Here is a 19,210-nt window from a genome sequence, read left to right as displayed (position 1 = left end):
CTTATAAGCGTACAGATAAAAGAAATAAATAGAAAAATAGGCAGTAATTTTTTCTTCATAATAAGTAGTTAAGATGTAATTTAATCCTCCAGTCGATACAGAACGGCTTGCCAAGCACTCAACATAAACTCCTTATAGGTTTGATCGTCTAGAATATAGGTGTTCGAAATTACTTTTACTTTTCTGTTATACGTAATATGAGAAGGGAGTATATAGGTAACGGTATCATCACTAAAATTAAGCAGGATTAAAAATCGATCTGCTCCTAGCGTACGGGTATATGCATAAACTTGTTCGTGATTTGGATGCAAGCATTCATAATCTCCATATACGAGCGCAAGATTTGATTTTCTTACAGCTGTCATTTTTCTAAAATAGGAAAGTATGGAATACGCTTCGGTCTCTTGAAATGCTACAGAAACACCGTCTTTGTAATTTGGATTTAAACGTATCCAAGGTGTGGCAGAAGTGAAACCAGCATTAGATGTAGCATCCCAATGCATAGGTGTACGCGCATTCTCGCGTGCAGCATGTTGCTCACTTTCCATAAATGCTCCCAAATCACCACCGCTATTTTTTACATACTTATAGCGATTGATGGTATTAATATCTCGATAATCTTCAATATCTGTAAAGCGTACATTAGTCATCCCAATTTCATCTCCTTGATAAAAATAAGGAGTGCCTCGCATGGTCAATAAAAAGGTGTGGAGTAGGGTAGCGCTGTTTTTCCAATGTTCAGGACTGTCATTTCCCCAACGGCTCACAGATCTTGGGAAATCATGGTTTGCAAGAAATAAGCTTCCCCAACCCGCTTTCGCGAAAGCGGTATCCCAATCACTAAAAATTTTCTTAAACTCAGATAGCTTCCATTTACCTTCTCGCATGGTGAATACTTCGCCAGGTTTACGATCTAAAGACATCAAATCAAAATGGAAAAACATATCCATTTCTTTTCGATCTTCATGTACAAAATCTAGCGCTTGGTCAATATGAATGCCGGGTCCTTCTCCTACCGTAAAAGCATCATATTTTGATATTACTTCATGGTTGAGTTCGTTGAGGTATTCATGTATACGAGGACCATTGGAGTAATAAGCAATAAATTCATGCGGTGCCGTAGCATCTATTTCAGGATAGGTAGTATCCTTACTAATAAACGGAATTACATCCATTCGGAATCCATCTACGCCTTTCTGAAACCAGAAATGCATCATATCATAAATCTCCTGACGTACCGTTGGATTTTCCCACTTTAAATCAGGTTGTTTTACAGCAAAATAATGTAAGTAATACGCATCGGTTTGTGCATCATATCGCCATGCATTTTCATCAACATCAAAATAACTCCATCGTTTTGGAGGGATTCCTTTTTCGGCAGGCCACCAATGGAAATAGTCGCGGTATGGATTATCACGTGAGGATCGGGATTGTTGAAACCATTCGTGCTCATCACTACAATGATTAACCACCAGATCCATCACTAAGCGTAAGTTGCGAGCTTTCATTCCAGCCAATAACTCATCAAAATCACCCATGGTGCCAAACTCAGCCATGATGGTACGATAATTACGTATATCATACCCATTGTCATCATTTGGCGAGTCATAAACAGGGTTTAGCCAAATAATGTCGACCCCCAAACTCGCGATATAATCTAATTTTTCTATAATACCACGTAAATCTCCAATACCATTTCCAGTGGTATCTTTAAAACTTCTAGGATATATCTGATAAACAATTCCTTCTTTCCACCACGTTTGATGCATGCGCTTATTTTTTGAAGACTAATTTAGGGAAAAGGGAGGTTTTTTCTTTAAACCTTTTCTTCTTTTGATAATTTGAGTTGCAATTCGTTAGCTAAATAGTCAATAATTTCATCAACTTTTTTAGCGACATCATCACGAACGTATATCTGTAGATTTTCCCAATCTTTTGCGTGCTTTTTATCTTTTGTATCTTGATCTATCAATTGATTCAATTCTAAGTCAATAGGGAGTAAGTCTTTATAATACATGTCTTTTAATTGCTGGTGTGATGTAGGAGAAACTAACCGAATGGATTTGCTGATTTCTGCACGTATATTCCCAAGTATTTCCCCTGAGTTTTCTATATATTCTTTTACAGCGGCTATATATAAGTCTCGTTTTGAAAATTGTTTGAAGTAAGGAACATTAATAAATAATAACTGATATTCCCAAAGTAGACAGGATAGGTCTTCTAGAAGTTTTACTTGTGAATCAATGATTTTATTTTGACGAGATAAGGTTGCTTCAAATATTTTTTGCTCTCTATTTCTTCGATGATCTATCCATCTAAATAGAAGCGGAACAAGTATTCCTGTTAATATGGCTGTTAGTACTAATGATAAAACATTTTCTATAAATTTTTCACTGAATATAACTGCTAGCATATTTTTAAATTTTTAATATTCTACTTCATAGGTATTAGTTGTATATCATAGACAATCAGCACTATTTATTTTCAATATGGAGAAGCGCATTTTTATGTAACATTATGATATGTACTAATATAAGAACCTTTTTTATGAATATAAGGTATCTTTTATCGCTTTCGCGAAAGCGTATAAAGAAAATTAAAAAGAAAGAAGAAACGTATCGTTTATATCATTATTCAGGAAGTAATGTGAGCATTTTGGCAGCATACCTTCTTCCCATTTCTCGATAGCCTTCTGAATCAAAATGTGCAGTATCCTGAGCCGTACAACCTGTAGATGAGATAATATGTGCCGTATCTACCACACTAGGTAATGTATTGATGATGGGATTCATACTACCACAACAACTATTTTCTATAGAAACAAGCTCGCCCGCTAGTAAGGGAACCTCTTCTGCATTTAATGAAAGCGTTGTAAGCATGTCGTTATATATTTTTTTGACATATGTTGGCCATTGGGTATCGCCTGTGTTAGTCTCTCCTTGATGTAGTAAAATCCCTTTAATTACTCCTTTTTGTTGTGCTTTTTTTGCCATTTCCATGAGATACGCGTAGGGACTTCCTTTATAGTCTTTTACTTTATTAATAAACCAATCCTCTTGATAGGTATTTTGGTATTCTTGATATATGTCTTTATCAAATAATCGGATATCACAACCACCTACAGCCACATTAATAACCCCCACCTTAATACTATCTGGAAGATTTGCTACAAGTGTTTTGCCAAAATAATCAGCTGGAGAAAGCCCTGAGTGACATTGTGATAATGGAGGAACTGCAGGATACCAAGTATCTTTTGTTCTTCCTAATGCTGGGCAATCTAGTGCTTGCATCATTAAAAAACGATCTTTTGCTACTGTGTCTTGTGCTTCAATAGTACCTTGGCCTTCCATATTGGATTGCCCAAAACATACATAAATATGAAAATTGGGATCTTGTGCATACGCCTCAAAACTCAAGAGATTTGTAACCCATATCAAAAAAATAAAAACCAAGCTTCTTTTTTGCATTGTAGAAATTTTTAAATGTTTGGTCGTTATCGTAGTAATCATATGTAATATATCATTTAATCAAAAAATTGAGCTAAAATCCGATCATTATTTTCTTGTAATTTTTGAATAGAAGCTTCTCCTTCATAATCAAGATAATATGCCATCCAAATAAGTCTCTCTTGAAGTAATAAGCCATTCATCGCAAATGATAAAACATTCGTTTCCCCAGTATCTAATTTCTGTTTAAGAATTAAAAGTGCAGTAAATGATTGGTCATTTGCATTATATGATTTTACAATCGTAGGAACACCAATTTCCCCTTCGTAATCTACAGTGTCTAATTGTTTTTTAAACTCATCCCAATTCTCTGTAAGAAAACTAGCAGAGATCATGCCTTGCATTCGCTTAAGAATATCAGTATCAGCTTTCAAATCTTTGATTTGTTTGGTCGCATAAATCTTGAAGTAATTATCAAAGCTAATACTACCAATATTATCTTTTTTAGCATACGTTTCTTCATCGAGATAGAACCCTAATACCATATTGATGGGGACCTCTGTAGCATCTGCCGATTGTTTTACAGTAGGATATGTATAACACTCTTTATACCCTTCTATTGTGGGTAAACAAATGTCTGTATCACCAAAAGTTACCTTTCGTACACAGTTGTTCTCTTGCGCAATAGTAACGTTGGTGTAGATAAGAAAAAGGAAAAGCGTGTGTATTATTTTTTGCATTGTATAATCTTTATAGTACGAATGTATAAAAAGAGAAATAATTATAGTATGATTTCTTTGAGTAATCTATGGGATCGTCGCTATTGTTTCATTAGGAAAAGAAGCTATACACTTATGATAAGGGTATCTTCTAGGGCATTGAATTATGAAATAATAGGATTCTTTTATACGCTTTCGCGAAAGCGTAATTAGAATACTTACTATTAGAAGTATATAATTAGAAAATGGGAAGTTTGTGTATTATATATGTTGCGATGAGGAAGTATTACTTTTTTTCCAGTTCTTTATTAAATCCAAGCTTGGTGTATTCTTTTTCTTTCATATTATAATTAGTCACGCTCTATTATTTATCCACTAAATGTTTCAGTTGGCAAATTCAGGCAAATAATGGCTGCAATTATATGAATGCCAATGATTAAAAACAGCCATTTAGGTTTTTTATTACTTATGATAGCATACAGTGGAATTTGGATTACAGCAATGATAATTGAAAAAAGTCCTATTTGGTTATTTAAAACTGTTATAATCATTGCATAGGGGTATATTAGTTTAGCAGGCCAGAAAAATCCATGTCCACCACCCATAGAAAGTATGACGAATGCTAAAATAAGAATGGTTATTAATGCTGTGATGATGATTTTTTTCATGTATTTAATTATAAGATATAGATGATAAGTAGTTGTATGATTTAGCAATGAGAATCAGCCATTATATACTATTTCAGATCTTTTAATTTAATTGCTGTTTCTTCTTCTACTATTTCAACAAACCTTTTAAAAATCCAACCTCCATTACTTCCTCCTCCAAATGTAAATGGATGGATCCCCATTTTTTCTTTTAATAAAGGGCGATCCCACGTTTCAAACTTTATATCTGTATTTACTTTTTTCTTCCAACGTTCAATAAAGCTTTTTAATAACTCTTCATTTTTAGTGAGTTTCATATTATAAACAGATTTAAAATAGAAAAAGCCGTCTATATTCGCCCTTAATTCTGAAAGATTGTTAAACCCATACATAATAGGTCTTTCACACATATGCTTAATGAAATCGGTCATGTCGATATCTACATTTAAACTAGATTCGAATTGATAATCATTCCTGTTAACTGGAAATGCATGTTCGTAGGAGTCAATCCATGTGAAATAATTCTCAAGCAATTCTCTTTGGTCTTCAGTTTCAAAACCAATAGCCCAAGTCCATCTTACTGATTCAGGGATTTGTAGATTTAATTCAGAAGAGATAAATGCTCTCATACTTGGCATTTGTTTGAACCATTCCGTTTTTTCTGAATTAAACTTGACAGTGGTCATTGCGTCAAATTGCATCATATATGATTCTAAGAGTGAAAATTTACGTTGCCCAATATATGCATAAGGATTCGCTCTTATCTTATCGTAAATTTCCAAATGATAAAATGATCTCATTAAATTCTAGGAGTATTTAAGTAATTGTTAGTTTGAGAATTAAAAATAATAGACTTTCTATAATGAGTTGATAAATAGTATGAATTTGTAGGAATATAAAAACTGTATTTTCTCATATAGTGCTATAGCATTTTTTAACTTCTTCATTGATAATTTTACTTATTTCATTTGCGCGATCAACAATCATAAAATGCGCGCCATCATCTATTAATACCATTTTTGTAGTCCCTTTAGGTGGAATTAATTTGTCTTTTGTTCCGTTGATTTTAAGAATATTATTTGCTTGAATCGTATTTTTCCAATTCGTTAATTCATTGATTGCCCACTTCGTAAAGTCCAGATCTGTATCATCTAAAATGGCACGAAGAAGTTGACCGTCTTTTACACCAAATAAATACGTTGCAATAAACCTTGGTGGATCAAATAGAAAAGTAGGTATGAACCTTATTAGTTTTGTTTTGCCAAACCATCTAAATATAGCAGGAAGCTCATATTTAGTATGTGCAGAAGAAATCAAGATGGTTTTTTTTGGCCTTAATATTTGATTTATTTCAGTAGCTATTAACCCGCCAAAACTCACTCCAATAAGACAGAAATCATTTTCAACATCAATAATAGCACTAAGTCTTTTGGAATACTTTTTTATAGACTCTTTCTTTTTAGGAGTAATCCAATCTATGGGTACGAACTCAACATCTAGCGTTAACGCATCAAAAACTCTTTTATCAGCCCCAAGTCCGCTTATTCCATATATCTTCAATATCTATATTTTTGGTAACGCGTTACAAAGATTTTGTGTATGAGTAACAACATTATTGATATACATTAAAGTTAGTGAATGTAGAGCAGAAGTAGAGGGTTGCTAATAATTATATTTATAATTTTTTGGCATCTATTTCCATTTTCGCGAAAGCGGAAAAAGGATTACATAAAAAAAGGCGCTTATCATAAGACAAGCACCTTTCTTAGTGGAATTCGTAAAAATTACAGTTTAAAAAACTTTGCCACATATTTTTCTCCTTCATTTTCTACTTGCATGATATACATTCCTTTTGAAAGGGAATTAATATTCAGAGCTCTTGATGATTCAAGCGCTTGATCTATGATGAGTTTCCCATCCATTGCAAATACTTTTACCGATAGATTAGAAGCATTCTCTAAACTGATATTGATAATATCTGTAGAAGGATTTGGGAAGAGTTGTAATGGATTTGCATCTGTAATATCAATATCTCCTACCGAAAGGGTTTCTTCTTGAATTCTATAAAGTGCTGCTGTCGCGTAGAATAGTGGTGCATTCCAGTTAATAGTTACTTCATTTGAAGAGTAGGAACACCAGGTGTCTACATACGAACGTGCAGGATCTGTACTTGGATATCCAGGACATCCATCCTGTTGTCCAGAGTGAGGTCCACCAGCTACCATTCCTGGTACTGCATCTGTTACTGTATCTGCTTCAGAAATTCTATGATGTGGATTATTCATAGGTAAATCACCAAATCCGCTCACAAAACAGTATCCTGTTGCATTACGTCCTAATAAATAATCTGAAGCAGTAAAGGCAGCATTTAAAAAGCTTTCATCTCCATCTATTTGATAGGCTTGGATTAATAACATCATTTGATTTGCCGCTTGACCATTACTTCCCCAGTTGTAATCACCAGATCCCATGGCAACACGCATGGCACTATTGTTTACTTTTTCTTTTAACTCATTAGCAGTTTCTAAGAATTTAGTAATCGCACTTGCGACATCGACATCATTATCAAGCTGTTCGGCATTGTTTACAATTGAAATAAGCCCGAGTGGTGCCGTATATCCCCAAAATGGCACTCCGTTATCAATCGCTTCTACATCAATAGCATCGTTATACGTTTGGTCACTAGTCGTAATAAAAAGCTCTACGGCTGCCCATTGAAACTCATCAGAGACATTGTTATCTCCATACTCTCCTGTAAATACATCATCTGGCTGATCATAGTACACTGCTGGATTTGCCAGTGCCCAATTATACGCGCTTTCTGAAGCTGCAATAAGTTGTGCGCTATATCCAGGAAGTTCTGCCTCATACGCTGCATAGATACGAGATGCCATTGCCGTGACTGCGGCAAAATTTAATGCCGCCGATGTTGACTTTTGAACCACATAACGATTTGCTGTGTAGTCTGCAGGCATGATAATTCCTTGGAAGTTTAATCCAGTTAATTTATGATATACACCTCCATCATTAGGATCTTGCATGGCAAGCATCCAATCTAAATTCCATTTTACTTCATCTAACACATCAGGAATAGCGTTAGAGGTTTCTGGAATATCATAGGCTTTTGTTTCAAAGTAATCAGGATAATGCTCAAATGCAGCAAGCAATGTGTAGGTACTAATACCACTATTTACAACATATTTGTTGTAATCTCCTGCGTCATACCATCCTTTAGGAGCTGAGATGACAGTTCCTTCAGGACGTGCATCAGATGCAGCAGAAGAATGGACTAAAATTTCAGTATCGGGTAACCCTAAAGGTCTTGCATATTCTCCTCCATATTCAGCAGTAATTTCTGTAGAAGCTCTGTTAAAATAATAGTATTTAAAAGCAGCTTCACTTAAGGCTTCGTATACATTTTCGCTTACGCGGAATGCTGCTTCTCTATCGTCAACTGTAATAACGTAGGTTCCTTCTGTACTAATTTCAGAAACATCTATCGTAGCTACATATTCTTGTGACTCATCCCATAATTGTGTTGCCGAAGTCATTCCTGAAGCCACAGTTGTTCCATTGGCATTAACGACTGTATAGGGTAGTGGCTCAAAATCAGTTTCGGAAGTGAGGTTGATTAATTTCTCTCTATTTAAGTGATACCCCACTTGGTTGTATCGTATATTTTTACCAGCTGGTAATGCGTCTTCTAGCGGTTGCCCAATAGAAATCCAATCGATATCAATCACTCCTTCATAACCTCCTGTAGCATCATTTACATACAAGAGCAGATTGGTAATCATAGTAGGATCTACTGCACAAGGGGCATCTGCAGCTTCACATGATGTTCCTCCAAATCCACCATCTAGAAAATTCCCCTCAAAATCTAATGTATAGATAAAATAGTCTTCTGTAAGCGTAGCAGAACTAGCTTGCAAATTTGTCACATATCCGTCTGCATCTTTCATATCAATACGTAGGGTAGGAGTGTTTGTTCCTTTTGCTTTGATATATAATTGTGGTGCAGAAGACACATCAAACGCCATAGGAGTTCCCATATCGTGCAAATCATATTCAAATGCATTAAAAGGACCGGCTGTACCATTACCAACAATATTTAAATTTCCTTCTAAAAGCGATACCGTATACGCATCATTAGAACCTGTTGTTAAGAAGTCTTCGTATTGATCACTATATAAAAGTTCTGGCTCTTCTTCAGTTTCAAGAGGTTCGCCCACAGAAATCCAATCAATTTCAATGGTTCCATCATATCCTCCTGTGGCTGCATTCACAAAAAACACAAGTTTTGCTATTGCCATAGGATCTACAGGACACGGAGCATCTGTTGCTTCACACGGACTACCGCCAAAACCGCCATCTAAGAAATCTCCAGTAAAGTCCAATTGGTAAATACTAAAATCATCTTCTAAGGTCACTGCATTGGCTTGTAGATTAGTGACAAAGCCTGCTGCATCTCTCATATCTATACGAAACTCAGGCATGTTGGTGCCTCTTGCTTTGATATATAATTGTGGGTTTGCAGAAAGATCATAGGCTTGTACTACACCCATATCGTGTAAATCATATTCAAATGCATTAAAAGCTCCTGCGGTACCATTTCCTACAATCATTAAATTTCCATCTACTAAGGAAGAAGTGTAAGCATCATTAGAATCTGTAGTTAGGAAATCATCAAATTGATCACTATATAATAAGTCTGTATTTTCTTCTTCTAACGATTCTCCTACCGAAATCCAATCAATTTCAATGAGTCCATCATACCCGCCAGTGGTATCGTCTACAAAGAACACCAAATTTGTAATGGTTGATGCATTTACTGGGCAAGGCGCATCTGCCGACTCACATGGACTTCCTCCATACCCACCATCATTGAAATCTCCTGTAAAATCAAGAGTATATACAGCAAACTCTTCTGTGAGCGATGCGTAATTAGCAGAAAGATTGGAGACATATCCTTCAGCATCTTTTACGTCTACACGTAATACGCCAGGACCATTTGCTCTAGCTTTGATAAAAATTTGGGGAGGTGATGTCATATCAAAAGTAGTGGGTGTACCTGTAGTATGTACATCATATTCAAAGGCATTAAAAGCCCCTGCGGTTCCATTTCCTTGAATGTTGAGGTTTCCATTATCAAGGCTTACATCGTATGCACTGTTGGATTCAGTAGTCAGAATATCATCAAATTGGTCACTGTAAATGACTTGTGCATTGGTGAGTAGACTAAACAACCCACTAATAAGAAGGGTGTAGTAATACTTTTTCATAGTGTGTGAATTTTAGCTAGTTTGTAATTTTAATAACCCGTACTGTTCTGGTGTGGTATGGTAAATTTATAAAATCCATTTGAAAATCACTTCCTATTTGAAGATTTTTTTAAAAGGAGCTAATTTTTAGGATTGGTTTTTTCCGCTTTCGCGAAAGCTTAATTAAGAAGGGCTGAGGTAGTGTTTTGAGTTAGTAGTTGTATATACTTTATAAGCACTCGTTGCAAACGAGCGCTAGTGGGAGATTGTATATATTTATTTTTAAATAAGTGCTAGTACAAGATTTTAACTATATATAAAATAATAATATCCAATACATAGTAAGACAATTATCAAAATAAGTTGGAATAACCATCCAATGATTGCATTCTTTTTTAACTCATTTTGATTATAGAATGTTCCAAACTTTTTTCTTCCAAGATTCCAAAAGTAACGTATAATTGCTCCGAACCATTCCGAAGTGTTGAGTTGAGCATCTGCTTCATTTTGCCAATTCAAATCCTTACGATTATTTCCTTGTTGCTCTGGAGAATTTTCAGTCATCAAATCTAATTTTTAAGAGTATATCATATCAGTCATAAAATTCAAGAATGTGTTACAGGGTCTTGATTACAGTTAGTACATGGGTTCACTCAATCTTTTTATTTTAATTGATTAGGCTTATGCATAAAGCACTTGTTGCAAACGAGCACTAGCAGGAGAAGTTTCTACAGAAAGAGGTGCCTGATTATACAAATTAGTATGCTCTTTTTAAATAGCAATATTACGCTTTCGCGAAAGCTAAAACAGAAAAGGTTGAGTTATAGTACGCGTAGGCGGGATGTGTTTTGTGTAAGCTAGTTCTGAATGAGGGCTAGCTGAGTTGAAAGTATTTTAAAAGATGTTGGCTAACTTTATTGTGGGTTTAAAAATGAATTTACAATGCTTTCAGCCTTTTGAAAAGAAGTTTCTGGATGATCGTTCACTAAAATGAAATCAAACTCTTTCTCATATTTCATTTCTTTTTTAGCCTTATGTAACCTTGTTTGAAGCGTGAATTCAGTTTCCGTTTTTCGATTTCTAAGTCGAGTTTCTAATTCATTCAGAGATTGCGTTTTTACAAAAATTGAAATCGCTTTATCTCCAAAATATTTTTTTAAGTGTATACCTCCAACAACATCTACATCAAATATGATGGATTTATTTTCTTTCCAAATTCGCTGTACTTCAGACTTTAAAGTGCCATAATAATTGTCTTTATAGACTTCTTGCCATTCAACAAATGATTTCGACTTTATTTTTTGTTGAAAATCATCTACCGTTAGAAAATGGTAATCCTTCCCATCAACTTCGGTATTTCTTTTTTCTCTACTGCATGCCGATATTGAGAACGCTAACGTACTGTTCACTGAAAGTAAGTGTTTGACTATTGTGGTTTTTCCAGCTCCAGAAGGTGCTGAGAAAATGACAACCTTCTCATTTAAATTCATACTATTTTAAGCTTAGTTTTAGCACAAATATGAGAAATATCAATCTGTAAACGCTCGGTTCTAATTCATAGTTATTAACGAAACAGGTTAATGCATTTTGATCTCTATACGATTGCATAACTACTTTTTCTAGTAAAATTATACTTGAAGTTTAAATGGTAGCATAACATTAGAAGAGAATGTTTTGTGAGCAATCATTGCAAACGAGCAATAGTAAGGCTAGTGAGAGAATAGCATATGAGACTGAGGATAAGCCATTTTAATCAGAATTGTAGACCTCCGTAACTGTTGCCGATGTTGTAGCATTTTATTCAGCCCAATTGATTTTACTGGTTTTGTCAAGATAGATAATACCATCAAAGGCTTTCCCAATTTCTTTAGTTTCTGTAGGTTGGTTTCTTACTTGTGCACCAGCACCACTCATTGTTGTAAATGCTGAATTTAGATAGCCAGTTAATTCATTATGTTCTCTTGCTTTTCGGAGGTTCAAAAAAGTGTTAGGACTTCCATATTTTCTTAAACATTCAGTAAATGTGTCTTCGAGAACGCTATCATAACCAAATGTTTCCATTTTCCAATCCTGCGAAAAAGCCAAAAATTCTCCAGTTCCAAAATCTGTCGCTATATTAAAATAAGAATCTCCATACATTTTTCTCAATTGATGCCCAGTGACATCTATAATTCCATTATCAACCCAATCTCCAACATGAGCATTATGCGCCCAATAAAGTGCTTTAGATGTGTTTCCATGAAAATTTAGAATCCATTGAATGTTTTCTGCCATATAGATATCCCGAAAATCGTGTTTGCGCTGTTCCGCATGTTGATTAATTGCGGTTACAAATTGCCCTAACACAACAATATGATGATAAGCTAAACTAAACTCTTCCTCTGAAGTTTTACGTTTGAATAGTTCATGATTATCGATAAAATACTTCTTGAGTTTTGCATATGATATATAATAATCTACTTTTTCGCTCTCTTCCATAGATTGCCATAAGTGCTTTTCAAACCCGTCTATTTGATAATCAGCATTTACTTTTTCTAGATATTCTCTAATCTTATGGACATCTGAAATTACATATTGCATTTCACAGCCATATAAATGAATCTTGTCAGCAGTATTGTTGTTATATGCTTTTAACCAATTCATTAATTGATAAAATTCCTTTGTTTTATATCTCCATGTTGAATTATGATCTTCCAAAATGGTTTTTAAATCATCTCTTTTACCTTGAATGTAATCATCTAAATATTGTCCTTCTCCAAAACCCGTTTCGATGATGAGTATCTTAAAGTGATATTTCTCAGATAGGTACTCCATGAGCTCTTTTGCAAGTAGAGTAAACTCAGCAGTTCCGTGGGTATCTTCTCCATAGCCTACAACTCTAATATCATTTAAAATCGTGTCCAGAAATGAAAACGAATCTTCTTTTATAGTATCAAATCCAGAAGCATATGGTTCTAATTCAGATTTGCATTGAGCGAAACAAGGAATACTAGATAATAGAAGTATAAGTGCCAGTGAGTTGATTTTCATTGAAAACGTTTTATAGATTGCTACTACAAATATCTGATTTTGAATAAAAGAATCGTAGTGTTTATACCTAATTACGTCCTAAAAGAAGAATCTTGGACATTTTGTAGTGATCGATTTTGTTTTCTATGCTAAAAGCCAAATTAAAAACGGGATGATGAATAGGCCTATGTTCTATGTGATGTGTTTTTGTTTTTCCGCTTTCGCGAAAGAACACGAAGAAGAAGTTTATACTGAGCGTAGTCGAAGTACGAAAAATTAATTAGGATGGATAGAGGTGTGTTGTGATGCTAGTAAAAGGATTTGTGTTATAAGCACTCGTTACAAACGAGCGCTAGGGGGGAATTATGTATCAAGATTAGTTTAAAAAAACTTGTTTTTTAACTCAGTTCTTTGTTGTGTGCCGTTTTTTATTCAGCTACTAATTTGAAATTCATAGTTTCTTTTATTTTTTTGTCAAGCATAACTCCAATTTCAACATTTTTATCTAATTCAGTATTGTCGATACTTTTATTATCCTGCTGGATATCTTTGATACTTGTTAAATAAACATTTGGAAAGTGATTTTCAGATTTAACCAATATTTTTGATTTTCTGTTGATTAATTTGCCTTTTGTATTGAAGCATAAAATTTGGTTATTAAAAACATTTATAGCTTCAATTTCATCATTGTTTTGCTCGTAAATTTTATTTAAATAATTGTCATTTATTAATTCAAATAATGCGGTAGAGTAGATTTTCATAAAATCGATATATTCAAATAGAATTGTTTTATTTATTAATTGAATGTTACTAACTCCGTGTGCAATATCATTTCTTAGGTCACAAATATGCTCTAAAGGTTGAAAAATAATAGAACTCTTTTTTGATGAAAAATCTGAGATATTATTTTTTAGATAAGTTTTTAAAGGTTCATATTGTCTAACTAAACTAGAAATGTTTTTTATTCCTATCTCAGAAAAATAAGTATCTACAACTGATATTCTAAAATTTGCACTATGATTTTTAAAAGCATTTATATTAATCGTAGAAGAATTTTCATTAATGTTTTTATGTAATATTTCAATAACTTTTTCAGGTTTAATATTCCGATTTTTTCTATAATCAAGTTGTTTAATAATCTCTAGAGTCTTGTTTAAATTATTTTTTTGTATTTCTAAAGGAAGTAAGTTATAAGAATTTGTAATTAAGCAAACCTCAGTTAAATACTTAACTAACATTTGTTCTATAAAATGCTCATATGCTCCGTAAATTGATATTATATGCGAGTTAAAATCAAATTGTTTTATTTTTGATACGGTTAATGTATTAAAAACAGAGTTTGGGTCAGCTTTTTCAAGCTTTGATTGATTCTTATAACTCTTATTCTGAAAATCAATATAAAACTTAAGTAACTCCATTTCATTCTGAAATTCACTTAAGATATTATTCATTCAGAAAGGAATTTAAATAGTTATTTAAAACATCAATTCTTTCGGTTACTTTAGTTTTGTTAGTGTCACGGCCTTTAAAAGATTCAAAACTATCTTTATGTAAATTCTCTATGCCAGCAACAATATTTTCTTTTTTAGCCAAGATATCTTCTTTCTTATCTAGATTACTCGCCAATACTTGCATTAATGGGTCATACAATATTTTTGTAGGCCTTTCATAATGAAACCATTTGTCTTCTCTTTTTCTATGAAGCCAAAATGCCTTTTCTCCAAATAAGTCAAATGCGAATTTCACAGTATTATTAAATAGTTCTTTTAAGCTGTTTAGAACACCTTCGTTGAATTGTTCATTACCTTTTTTTAAGAACTCATCTAAAAAGTATTCCATTGTATTTCCTTGCCATTGGTCAATTTGACGATAAGCGAAAAATCTAAGCACAAGTTCAGCATCAGACATATCTTTAAAGTATTTATTTTCAATTACTTCTTGTCGAGCTTGCCCTGTTTGTAATTCAGTTTCATCAGGTTCTGGAATATTCCACAATTTGCAAAAATATTCGTTACGTGAAAGACTAATTGTTATGTTGTTTAATCCTCCAGGAAATAATGCATTTCTTATTTCTTGAGCTTTTAATTTTTCTCCACCACTATTAATTCTTTCAAAAACTAATTGCTTTAACCTGTTGGCTTCGGCTTCTGATTTTGCAGTTTCTTGTAATAATATTATTGAAGAAATATATCTTCTGTCAATTCCCTTTTTTATTTGTTCAGGTAATTTAGAGTATTTAAATCCATTCAACTCTTTCCATTCAACTAAATCTTGTAATGCAAATTTATCTTCATAAAATTGAGAAATAGCTGTAAGTCTTTGTAATCCGTCCATAACTTCATAAACAGAATATTCTCTTTCATATAGAAAGATTGGTGGAATAGGCACATTCATAATAAATGATTCTATCAATCTTGATTTTCGAGTTGTGTCCCATCTATGCCTTCTTTGAAATTCAGGGTTAAGAATATAATCTTCACTATTTACCATATTAACAATAGTACTTAGAGGATAACGAGCTTGTTCAGTAATAATTCTTACTTCTCCTTTTTTATACTTTTCATTAATCTCTTCATTAGTTAATTTAACTTCACTTCCAACGTTTGCTTCAGAGAGATTAACCTTTTCATTTTCGTATAATTCTTTATTCATACTATGTTTTTATTGTTAAGTTATTCTGTTGTCAAATGGCATACAACATGTTTGTGTATGGTTTCTTAATCTGAAAATCCTCAAGGATTTTCAGATTAAGAAACCAAGATAGTAAAAGTGTGAAAAACTCTTTGTCTTAACCAACAAGCCGCAATGAACTATAACACATTGTTACCTAAAGTTTATCCTGCCAAACTTGATTTACCTCACTTAATATTCCGTCGATTTTTTGGTAAGTCAGCAAATTGTCTCTTAATATTTTTTCCGTTAGTCCAACGTAATGTTCCTCTGAATTAGGTGGTTTAACTTTTAAAATTGGTTCAAATTCTGGATATAAGAATGATAAAATTCCGTGTGTGTAACAGTCTCTATCGACTATGTAATTGTCAAAAAGCTTACTAAATTTATTTCGTTTTTCTCCACTATCTAATTCCGAAAATTGCTCAAATTCCGAGTCAGTTTTTATTATACAACTAAATACATTTCTTAATTCTCCGAAAGTCAAGTCTTTTTTTAAGTTATACTTTTTTAGGTCTTTACACTTTTTATTTCGTTCAGTTAATTCCTCCAACTCATTGACTGCCAAATAGAGCGAAATTGTTCGTTTAAGTTTGTCATAAATCAATTCTGCTAATCTGTTCAGTTTTCCGATACTATAGGTTAAGCGATTGAATTTTTTATAAATATCATCAGTAAACATTTTTTCGTCAAAAGGTAGAACTTGTTTTTTTCCATCGTTTGTCGATTCCAGTTTCACAATAGTTGGTGCAATGTGAATATCTACTAATTGTTCTTCAGCATACAAAGTTTTCGGAAGCGAAATTTCTGCTTTGAAATCCTTTTTACTTAAATCGATTTTAAATGGTCGCTCAGTGTTCATCAAATGTTAGGTAACTACTTTATATCATACTTGTATGATATTTTACTTACAGTTATTTTTTCTCAAATGTAACATAATTTTCAAAAAAATAGCATTGTAACTAATTGTTTTATAGGTGTTTTTGTTTTGTGGTAATATGAATGATATCATGTGCAAACGAATATAATTATTTGTAAACGTTTGTAACTGTTACGAAACTTACCATATCCTAACTACACTTATTTACGGTTTCCCGTATGTGAAGTGAAAAAGAGACTTTATTGTAGGCAGGAAATCTCATAATAGTAAGTATGTTTTAAAAGAGATTTGTACCTGAGCTACTTGTGTGATCTCTCCTTTAGTCGAGATGACATAGGACATAAGACACTTCCCAAGAAACAGCGTCCTATGTCTTACGTCTTCCAGTCCTACGTCTAATTTCGAGAAAGCGGAAAGACAAAAACAAAAAAACTCCCTATCTTTGCTCTCCGAACATTGTTTTGGAATCATCTATGAGTCAAAAAGTATTACTTAATGCGACCGAGGTACATATTATCCTCAATAGACTAGCTTGTCAACTCATTGAAAATCACGAAGATTTTACCGATACCGTACTCATAGGAATTCAACCGCGTGGGATATTTCTAGCCGAACGGATTAAACAATTACTCATCGATACCTACAAGATTGAAAATGTAGAATTGGGGTATTTGGATATTACCTTCTTTCGTGATGATTTTCGCAGAAGCGAAAAAATATTAGCCGCCAATAAAACACACATCGATTTTGTAGTCGAAAATAAAAAAGTGGTCTTTATAGATGATGTACTCTATACCGGACGTAGTATCAATGCGGCTTTAACAGCAGTACAGAGTTTTGGGCGACCTAAAGAAGTAGAATTATTGTGTTTGATAGACAGACGTTTTAGCAGACACCTCCCTATACAACCTGATTACCGAGGGCGCCAAGTAGATGCCATCAATGAAGAAAAGGTAAAAGTGAGTTGGGTAGAAAATGAAGGTGAAGACACCGTGTATGTCATTAATAAGTAGCCATGAGTGAATTAAGTGTAAAACATTTACTAGGAATAAAATACATCACCAAAGAAGATATTGAGCTGATTTTCCAAACTGCCGATAACTTTAAGGAGGTGATCAACAGACCGATCAAAAAAGTACCTTCCTTACGTGATATTACGATAGCCAATCTGTTTTTTGAAAATAGTACGCGTACCAAACTTTCGTTTGAGCTCGCAGAAAAAAGACTGAGTGCCGATGTGATTAACTTTTCGGCAGCGGCTTCTTCCGTAAAGAAAGGAGAAACCCTTATTGATACGGTAAATAATATCCTGTCTATGAAAGTAGATATGGTAGTGATGCGTCATCCGAATCCAGGAGCGGGTGTCTTTTTATCAAAACATATCAATGCAAGTATCGTCAATGCAGGTGATGGAGCGCATGAGCACCCTACGCAAGCATTACTAGATAGTTATTCGATACGCGAACGTCTAGGCGATGTAGGAGGGAAGAATGTGGTGATTGTAGGTGATATTCTACATAGCCGCGTAGCATTGTCTAATATTTATGCTCTGAAATTACAAGGAGCTAATGTCAAAGTATGCGGGCCTAAAACCTTAATGCCAAAGTATATTGAAAGTCTTGGCGTTGAAGTAGAGTTAGATCTACGCAAAGCGCTTGAGTGGTGTGATGTGGCCAATATGCTCCGTGTACAAAATGAGCGTATGGATATCAGTTACTTCCCAAGTACCAGAGAATATACCCAGCAATACGGAGTCGATAAGGCCTTATTAAATTCGTTGGATAAAGAAATTGTGATTATGCACCCAGGTCCGATTAATAGAGGCGTAGAAATAACTAGTGATGTCGCCGATTCTGATCAAGCAATTATCTTGAATCAAGTTGAAAACGGAGTGGCTGTTCGTATGGCAGTCCTCTATTTACTAGCTTCAAAAATCAAACAGTAATGAAGGTTACACAAAAAGATACGTATACGATTCTAGAAGATGAACGCGATGATGTATTAAAGTTTGCATCGTATTTAGAGCATGTAGTTCCTGAAAAGTATGAAGACCTCAATTTAGTGATTGATCTTTTACAATACACCGAATTGACATTAGAGCAACTCGTTGCTTTTATTAAACTTTCAAATTACCAACGCGCTGATAAAAAATCTTTTGTGATTGTCAATACGGGTATTGATTATGATGTCATCCCTGACGAAATGATGGTTGTGCCTACCCTTCAAGAAGCCGAAGATATCATCCAAATGGAGGAAATCGAGCGTGATCTAGGCTTTTAAATTCATTCCCATGAAGATGGGAATCTCATACTTTTTTATATAATCGAGGGGTATAGATTTCGCTCAGCATAAACTTCGGTGGGAATCTCAATATCGTTTCAAAATAAAATACTTTCCCAACCTAATTACATACTAGTTTGTTTTCGGCATTCGAAAGGTTGTCGTAAAATTTGACGTGAAGGTTCCGTAAAATTTCAGACTGTTTGAGCGTAGCGAGTTTCTGAAATTTAGGAAACGAACAATAAATTTAGACAAGGTTTCGTCAGCCTAGACTTTTTTGTTTCTTTTTTTGGCAATG

General features: G+C 33.8%; 17 protein-coding genes. 3 read left to right on the top strand and 14 right to left on the bottom strand.

Annotated features, from left to right (window positions below):
* Positions 1-80: 80 nt before the first annotated feature.
* From Q1A01_RS09930 to Q1A01_RS09865, 14 genes are all read right to left on the bottom strand, one after another.
* Positions 81-1,769: an alpha-glucosidase gene (locus Q1A01_RS09930; RefSeq protein ID WP_299679713.1), complete on the bottom strand. Its 1,689-nt coding sequence runs from the start codon at positions 1,767-1,769 to the stop codon at positions 81-83.
* Between the two features lie 47 nt (positions 1,770-1,816).
* Positions 1,817-2,413 (bottom strand): hypothetical protein, encoded by a 597-nt coding sequence (locus Q1A01_RS09925; RefSeq protein WP_299679710.1) that lies wholly within the window; start codon positions 2,411-2,413, stop codon positions 1,817-1,819.
* A 217-nt stretch (positions 2,414-2,630) separates the two neighbouring features.
* Positions 2,631-3,467, bottom strand: coding sequence for a sialate O-acetylesterase (locus tag Q1A01_RS09920; RefSeq protein WP_299679707.1), 837 nt, complete (start codon positions 3,465-3,467; stop codon positions 2,631-2,633).
* 56 nt (positions 3,468-3,523) lie between these two features.
* Positions 3,524-4,186, bottom strand: a complete 663-nt coding sequence (locus Q1A01_RS09915; RefSeq protein WP_299679704.1) for a hypothetical protein — start codon at positions 4,184-4,186, stop codon at positions 3,524-3,526.
* A 347-nt stretch (positions 4,187-4,533) separates the two neighbouring features.
* Positions 4,534-4,833, bottom strand: a complete 300-nt coding sequence (locus tag Q1A01_RS09910) for a hypothetical protein (RefSeq protein WP_299679701.1) — start codon at positions 4,831-4,833, stop codon at positions 4,534-4,536.
* Positions 4,834-4,901: 68 nt separating this feature from the next.
* The gene (locus Q1A01_RS09905) at positions 4,902-5,441 is read right to left on the bottom strand and encodes a hypothetical protein (protein ID WP_299679698.1); all 540 of its coding nucleotides are present in this window, start codon (positions 5,439-5,441) and stop codon (positions 4,902-4,904) included.
* Between the two features lie 283 nt (positions 5,442-5,724).
* On the bottom strand, positions 5,725-6,372 hold the full coding sequence (locus tag Q1A01_RS09900) for an alpha/beta hydrolase (RefSeq protein ID WP_299679695.1): 648 nt from the start codon (positions 6,370-6,372) through the stop codon (positions 5,725-5,727).
* A 224-nt stretch (positions 6,373-6,596) separates the two neighbouring features.
* Entirely contained in the window at positions 6,597-10,094 is a 3,498-nt protein-coding gene (locus Q1A01_RS09895) for a glycoside hydrolase family 9 protein (protein ID WP_299679692.1), read from the bottom strand.
* A 285-nt stretch (positions 10,095-10,379) separates the two neighbouring features.
* Positions 10,380-10,637 carry a hypothetical protein gene (locus Q1A01_RS09890; RefSeq protein WP_299679689.1) on the bottom strand — a complete coding sequence of 86 codons (258 nt, stop codon included), beginning with the start codon at positions 10,635-10,637 and terminating at the stop codon, positions 10,380-10,382.
* Between the two features lie 350 nt (positions 10,638-10,987).
* Positions 10,988-11,563: a guanylate kinase gene (gene gmk / locus Q1A01_RS09885; protein WP_299679686.1), complete on the bottom strand. Its 576-nt coding sequence runs from the start codon at positions 11,561-11,563 to the stop codon at positions 10,988-10,990.
* Between the two features lie 307 nt (positions 11,564-11,870).
* Positions 11,871-13,103, bottom strand: a complete 1,233-nt coding sequence (locus tag Q1A01_RS09880) for an erythromycin esterase family protein (RefSeq protein WP_299679683.1) — start codon at positions 13,101-13,103, stop codon at positions 11,871-11,873.
* 407 nt (positions 13,104-13,510) lie between these two features.
* Positions 13,511-14,533 carry a HEPN domain-containing protein gene (locus Q1A01_RS09875; RefSeq protein WP_299679680.1) on the bottom strand — a complete coding sequence of 341 codons (1,023 nt, stop codon included), beginning with the start codon at positions 14,531-14,533 and terminating at the stop codon, positions 13,511-13,513.
* Positions 14,526-15,734, bottom strand: a complete 1,209-nt coding sequence (locus Q1A01_RS09870; RefSeq protein WP_299679677.1) for a DUF262 domain-containing protein — start codon at positions 15,732-15,734, stop codon at positions 14,526-14,528. The genes Q1A01_RS09875 and Q1A01_RS09870 overlap by 8 nt, the downstream gene beginning before the upstream one ends.
* Before the next feature lie 175 nt (positions 15,735-15,909).
* Positions 15,910-16,614: a hypothetical protein gene (locus tag Q1A01_RS09865; RefSeq protein ID WP_299679674.1), complete on the bottom strand. Its 705-nt coding sequence runs from the start codon at positions 16,612-16,614 to the stop codon at positions 15,910-15,912.
* 491 nt (positions 16,615-17,105) lie between these two features.
* Here Q1A01_RS09865 and pyrR point away from each other — a divergent pair, with 491 nt between their 5' ends.
* Genes pyrR through Q1A01_RS09850 form a run of 3 tightly spaced genes read left to right on the top strand, consistent with a single transcriptional unit; the run spans position 17,106 to position 18,912 of the window.
* A complete protein-coding gene (pyrR, locus tag Q1A01_RS09860) occupies positions 17,106-17,645 on the top strand; it encodes a bifunctional pyr operon transcriptional regulator/uracil phosphoribosyltransferase PyrR (RefSeq protein ID WP_299679671.1) in 540 nt (179 codons plus the stop codon).
* A gap of 2 nt (positions 17,646-17,647) precedes the next feature.
* Positions 17,648-18,577 (top strand): aspartate carbamoyltransferase catalytic subunit, encoded by a 930-nt coding sequence (locus Q1A01_RS09855; protein WP_299679668.1) that lies wholly within the window; start codon positions 17,648-17,650, stop codon positions 18,575-18,577.
* Complete coding sequence (locus Q1A01_RS09850) at positions 18,577-18,912, top strand: ribonuclease Z (RefSeq protein ID WP_299679665.1); 336 nt, start codon at positions 18,577-18,579, stop codon at positions 18,910-18,912. Before Q1A01_RS09855 ends, Q1A01_RS09850 begins: the two co-directional genes overlap by 1 nt.
* The last annotated feature ends 298 nt before the right edge of the window (positions 18,913-19,210 follow it).

It is taken from the genome of uncultured Dokdonia sp. (assembly GCF_947492815.1).
Taxonomy (GTDB): domain Bacteria; phylum Bacteroidota; class Bacteroidia; order Flavobacteriales; family Flavobacteriaceae; genus Dokdonia.
The sequence above is the reverse complement of the archived record's forward strand: the minus strand, read 5'-3'. Positions and strand labels throughout refer to the sequence as shown.

Coding starts and splice junctions, on each gene's coding strand:
- Q1A01_RS09930 (WP_299679713.1), bottom strand. CDS start 1,769: ATGCATCAAACGTGGTGGAAAGAAGGAATTGTTTATCAGATATATCCT.
- Q1A01_RS09925 (WP_299679710.1), bottom strand. CDS start 2,413: ATGCTAGCAGTTATATTCAGTGAAAAATTTATAGAAAATGTTTTATCA.
- Q1A01_RS09920 (WP_299679707.1), bottom strand. CDS start 3,467: ATGCAAAAAAGAAGCTTGGTTTTTATTTTTTTGATATGGGTTACAAAT.
- Q1A01_RS09915 (WP_299679704.1), bottom strand. CDS start 4,186: ATGCAAAAAATAATACACACGCTTTTCCTTTTTCTTATCTACACCAAC.
- Q1A01_RS09910 (WP_299679701.1), bottom strand. CDS start 4,833: ATGAAAAAAATCATCATCACAGCATTAATAACCATTCTTATTTTAGCA.
- Q1A01_RS09905 (WP_299679698.1), bottom strand. CDS start 5,441: ATGAGAGCATTTATCTCTTCTGAATTAAATCTACAAATCCCTGAATCA.
- Q1A01_RS09895 (WP_299679692.1), bottom strand. CDS start 10,094: ATGAAAAAGTATTACTACACCCTTCTTATTAGTGGGTTGTTTAGTCTA.
- Q1A01_RS09890 (WP_299679689.1), bottom strand. CDS start 10,637: ATGACTGAAAATTCTCCAGAGCAACAAGGAAATAATCGTAAGGATTTG.
- gmk (WP_299679686.1), bottom strand. CDS start 11,563: ATGAATTTAAATGAGAAGGTTGTCATTTTCTCAGCACCTTCTGGAGCT.
- Q1A01_RS09880 (WP_299679683.1), bottom strand. CDS start 13,103: ATGAAAATCAACTCACTGGCACTTATACTTCTATTATCTAGTATTCCT.
- Q1A01_RS09875 (WP_299679680.1), bottom strand. CDS start 14,533: ATGAATAATATCTTAAGTGAATTTCAGAATGAAATGGAGTTACTTAAG.
- Q1A01_RS09870 (WP_299679677.1), bottom strand. CDS start 15,734: ATGAATAAAGAATTATACGAAAATGAAAAGGTTAATCTCTCTGAAGCA.
- Q1A01_RS09865 (WP_299679674.1), bottom strand. CDS start 16,614: ATGAACACTGAGCGACCATTTAAAATCGATTTAAGTAAAAAGGATTTC.
- pyrR (WP_299679671.1), top strand. CDS start 17,106: ATGAGTCAAAAAGTATTACTTAATGCGACCGAGGTACATATTATCCTC.
- Q1A01_RS09855 (WP_299679668.1), top strand. CDS start 17,648: ATGAGTGAATTAAGTGTAAAACATTTACTAGGAATAAAATACATCACC.
- Q1A01_RS09850 (WP_299679665.1), top strand. CDS start 18,577: ATGAAGGTTACACAAAAAGATACGTATACGATTCTAGAAGATGAACGC.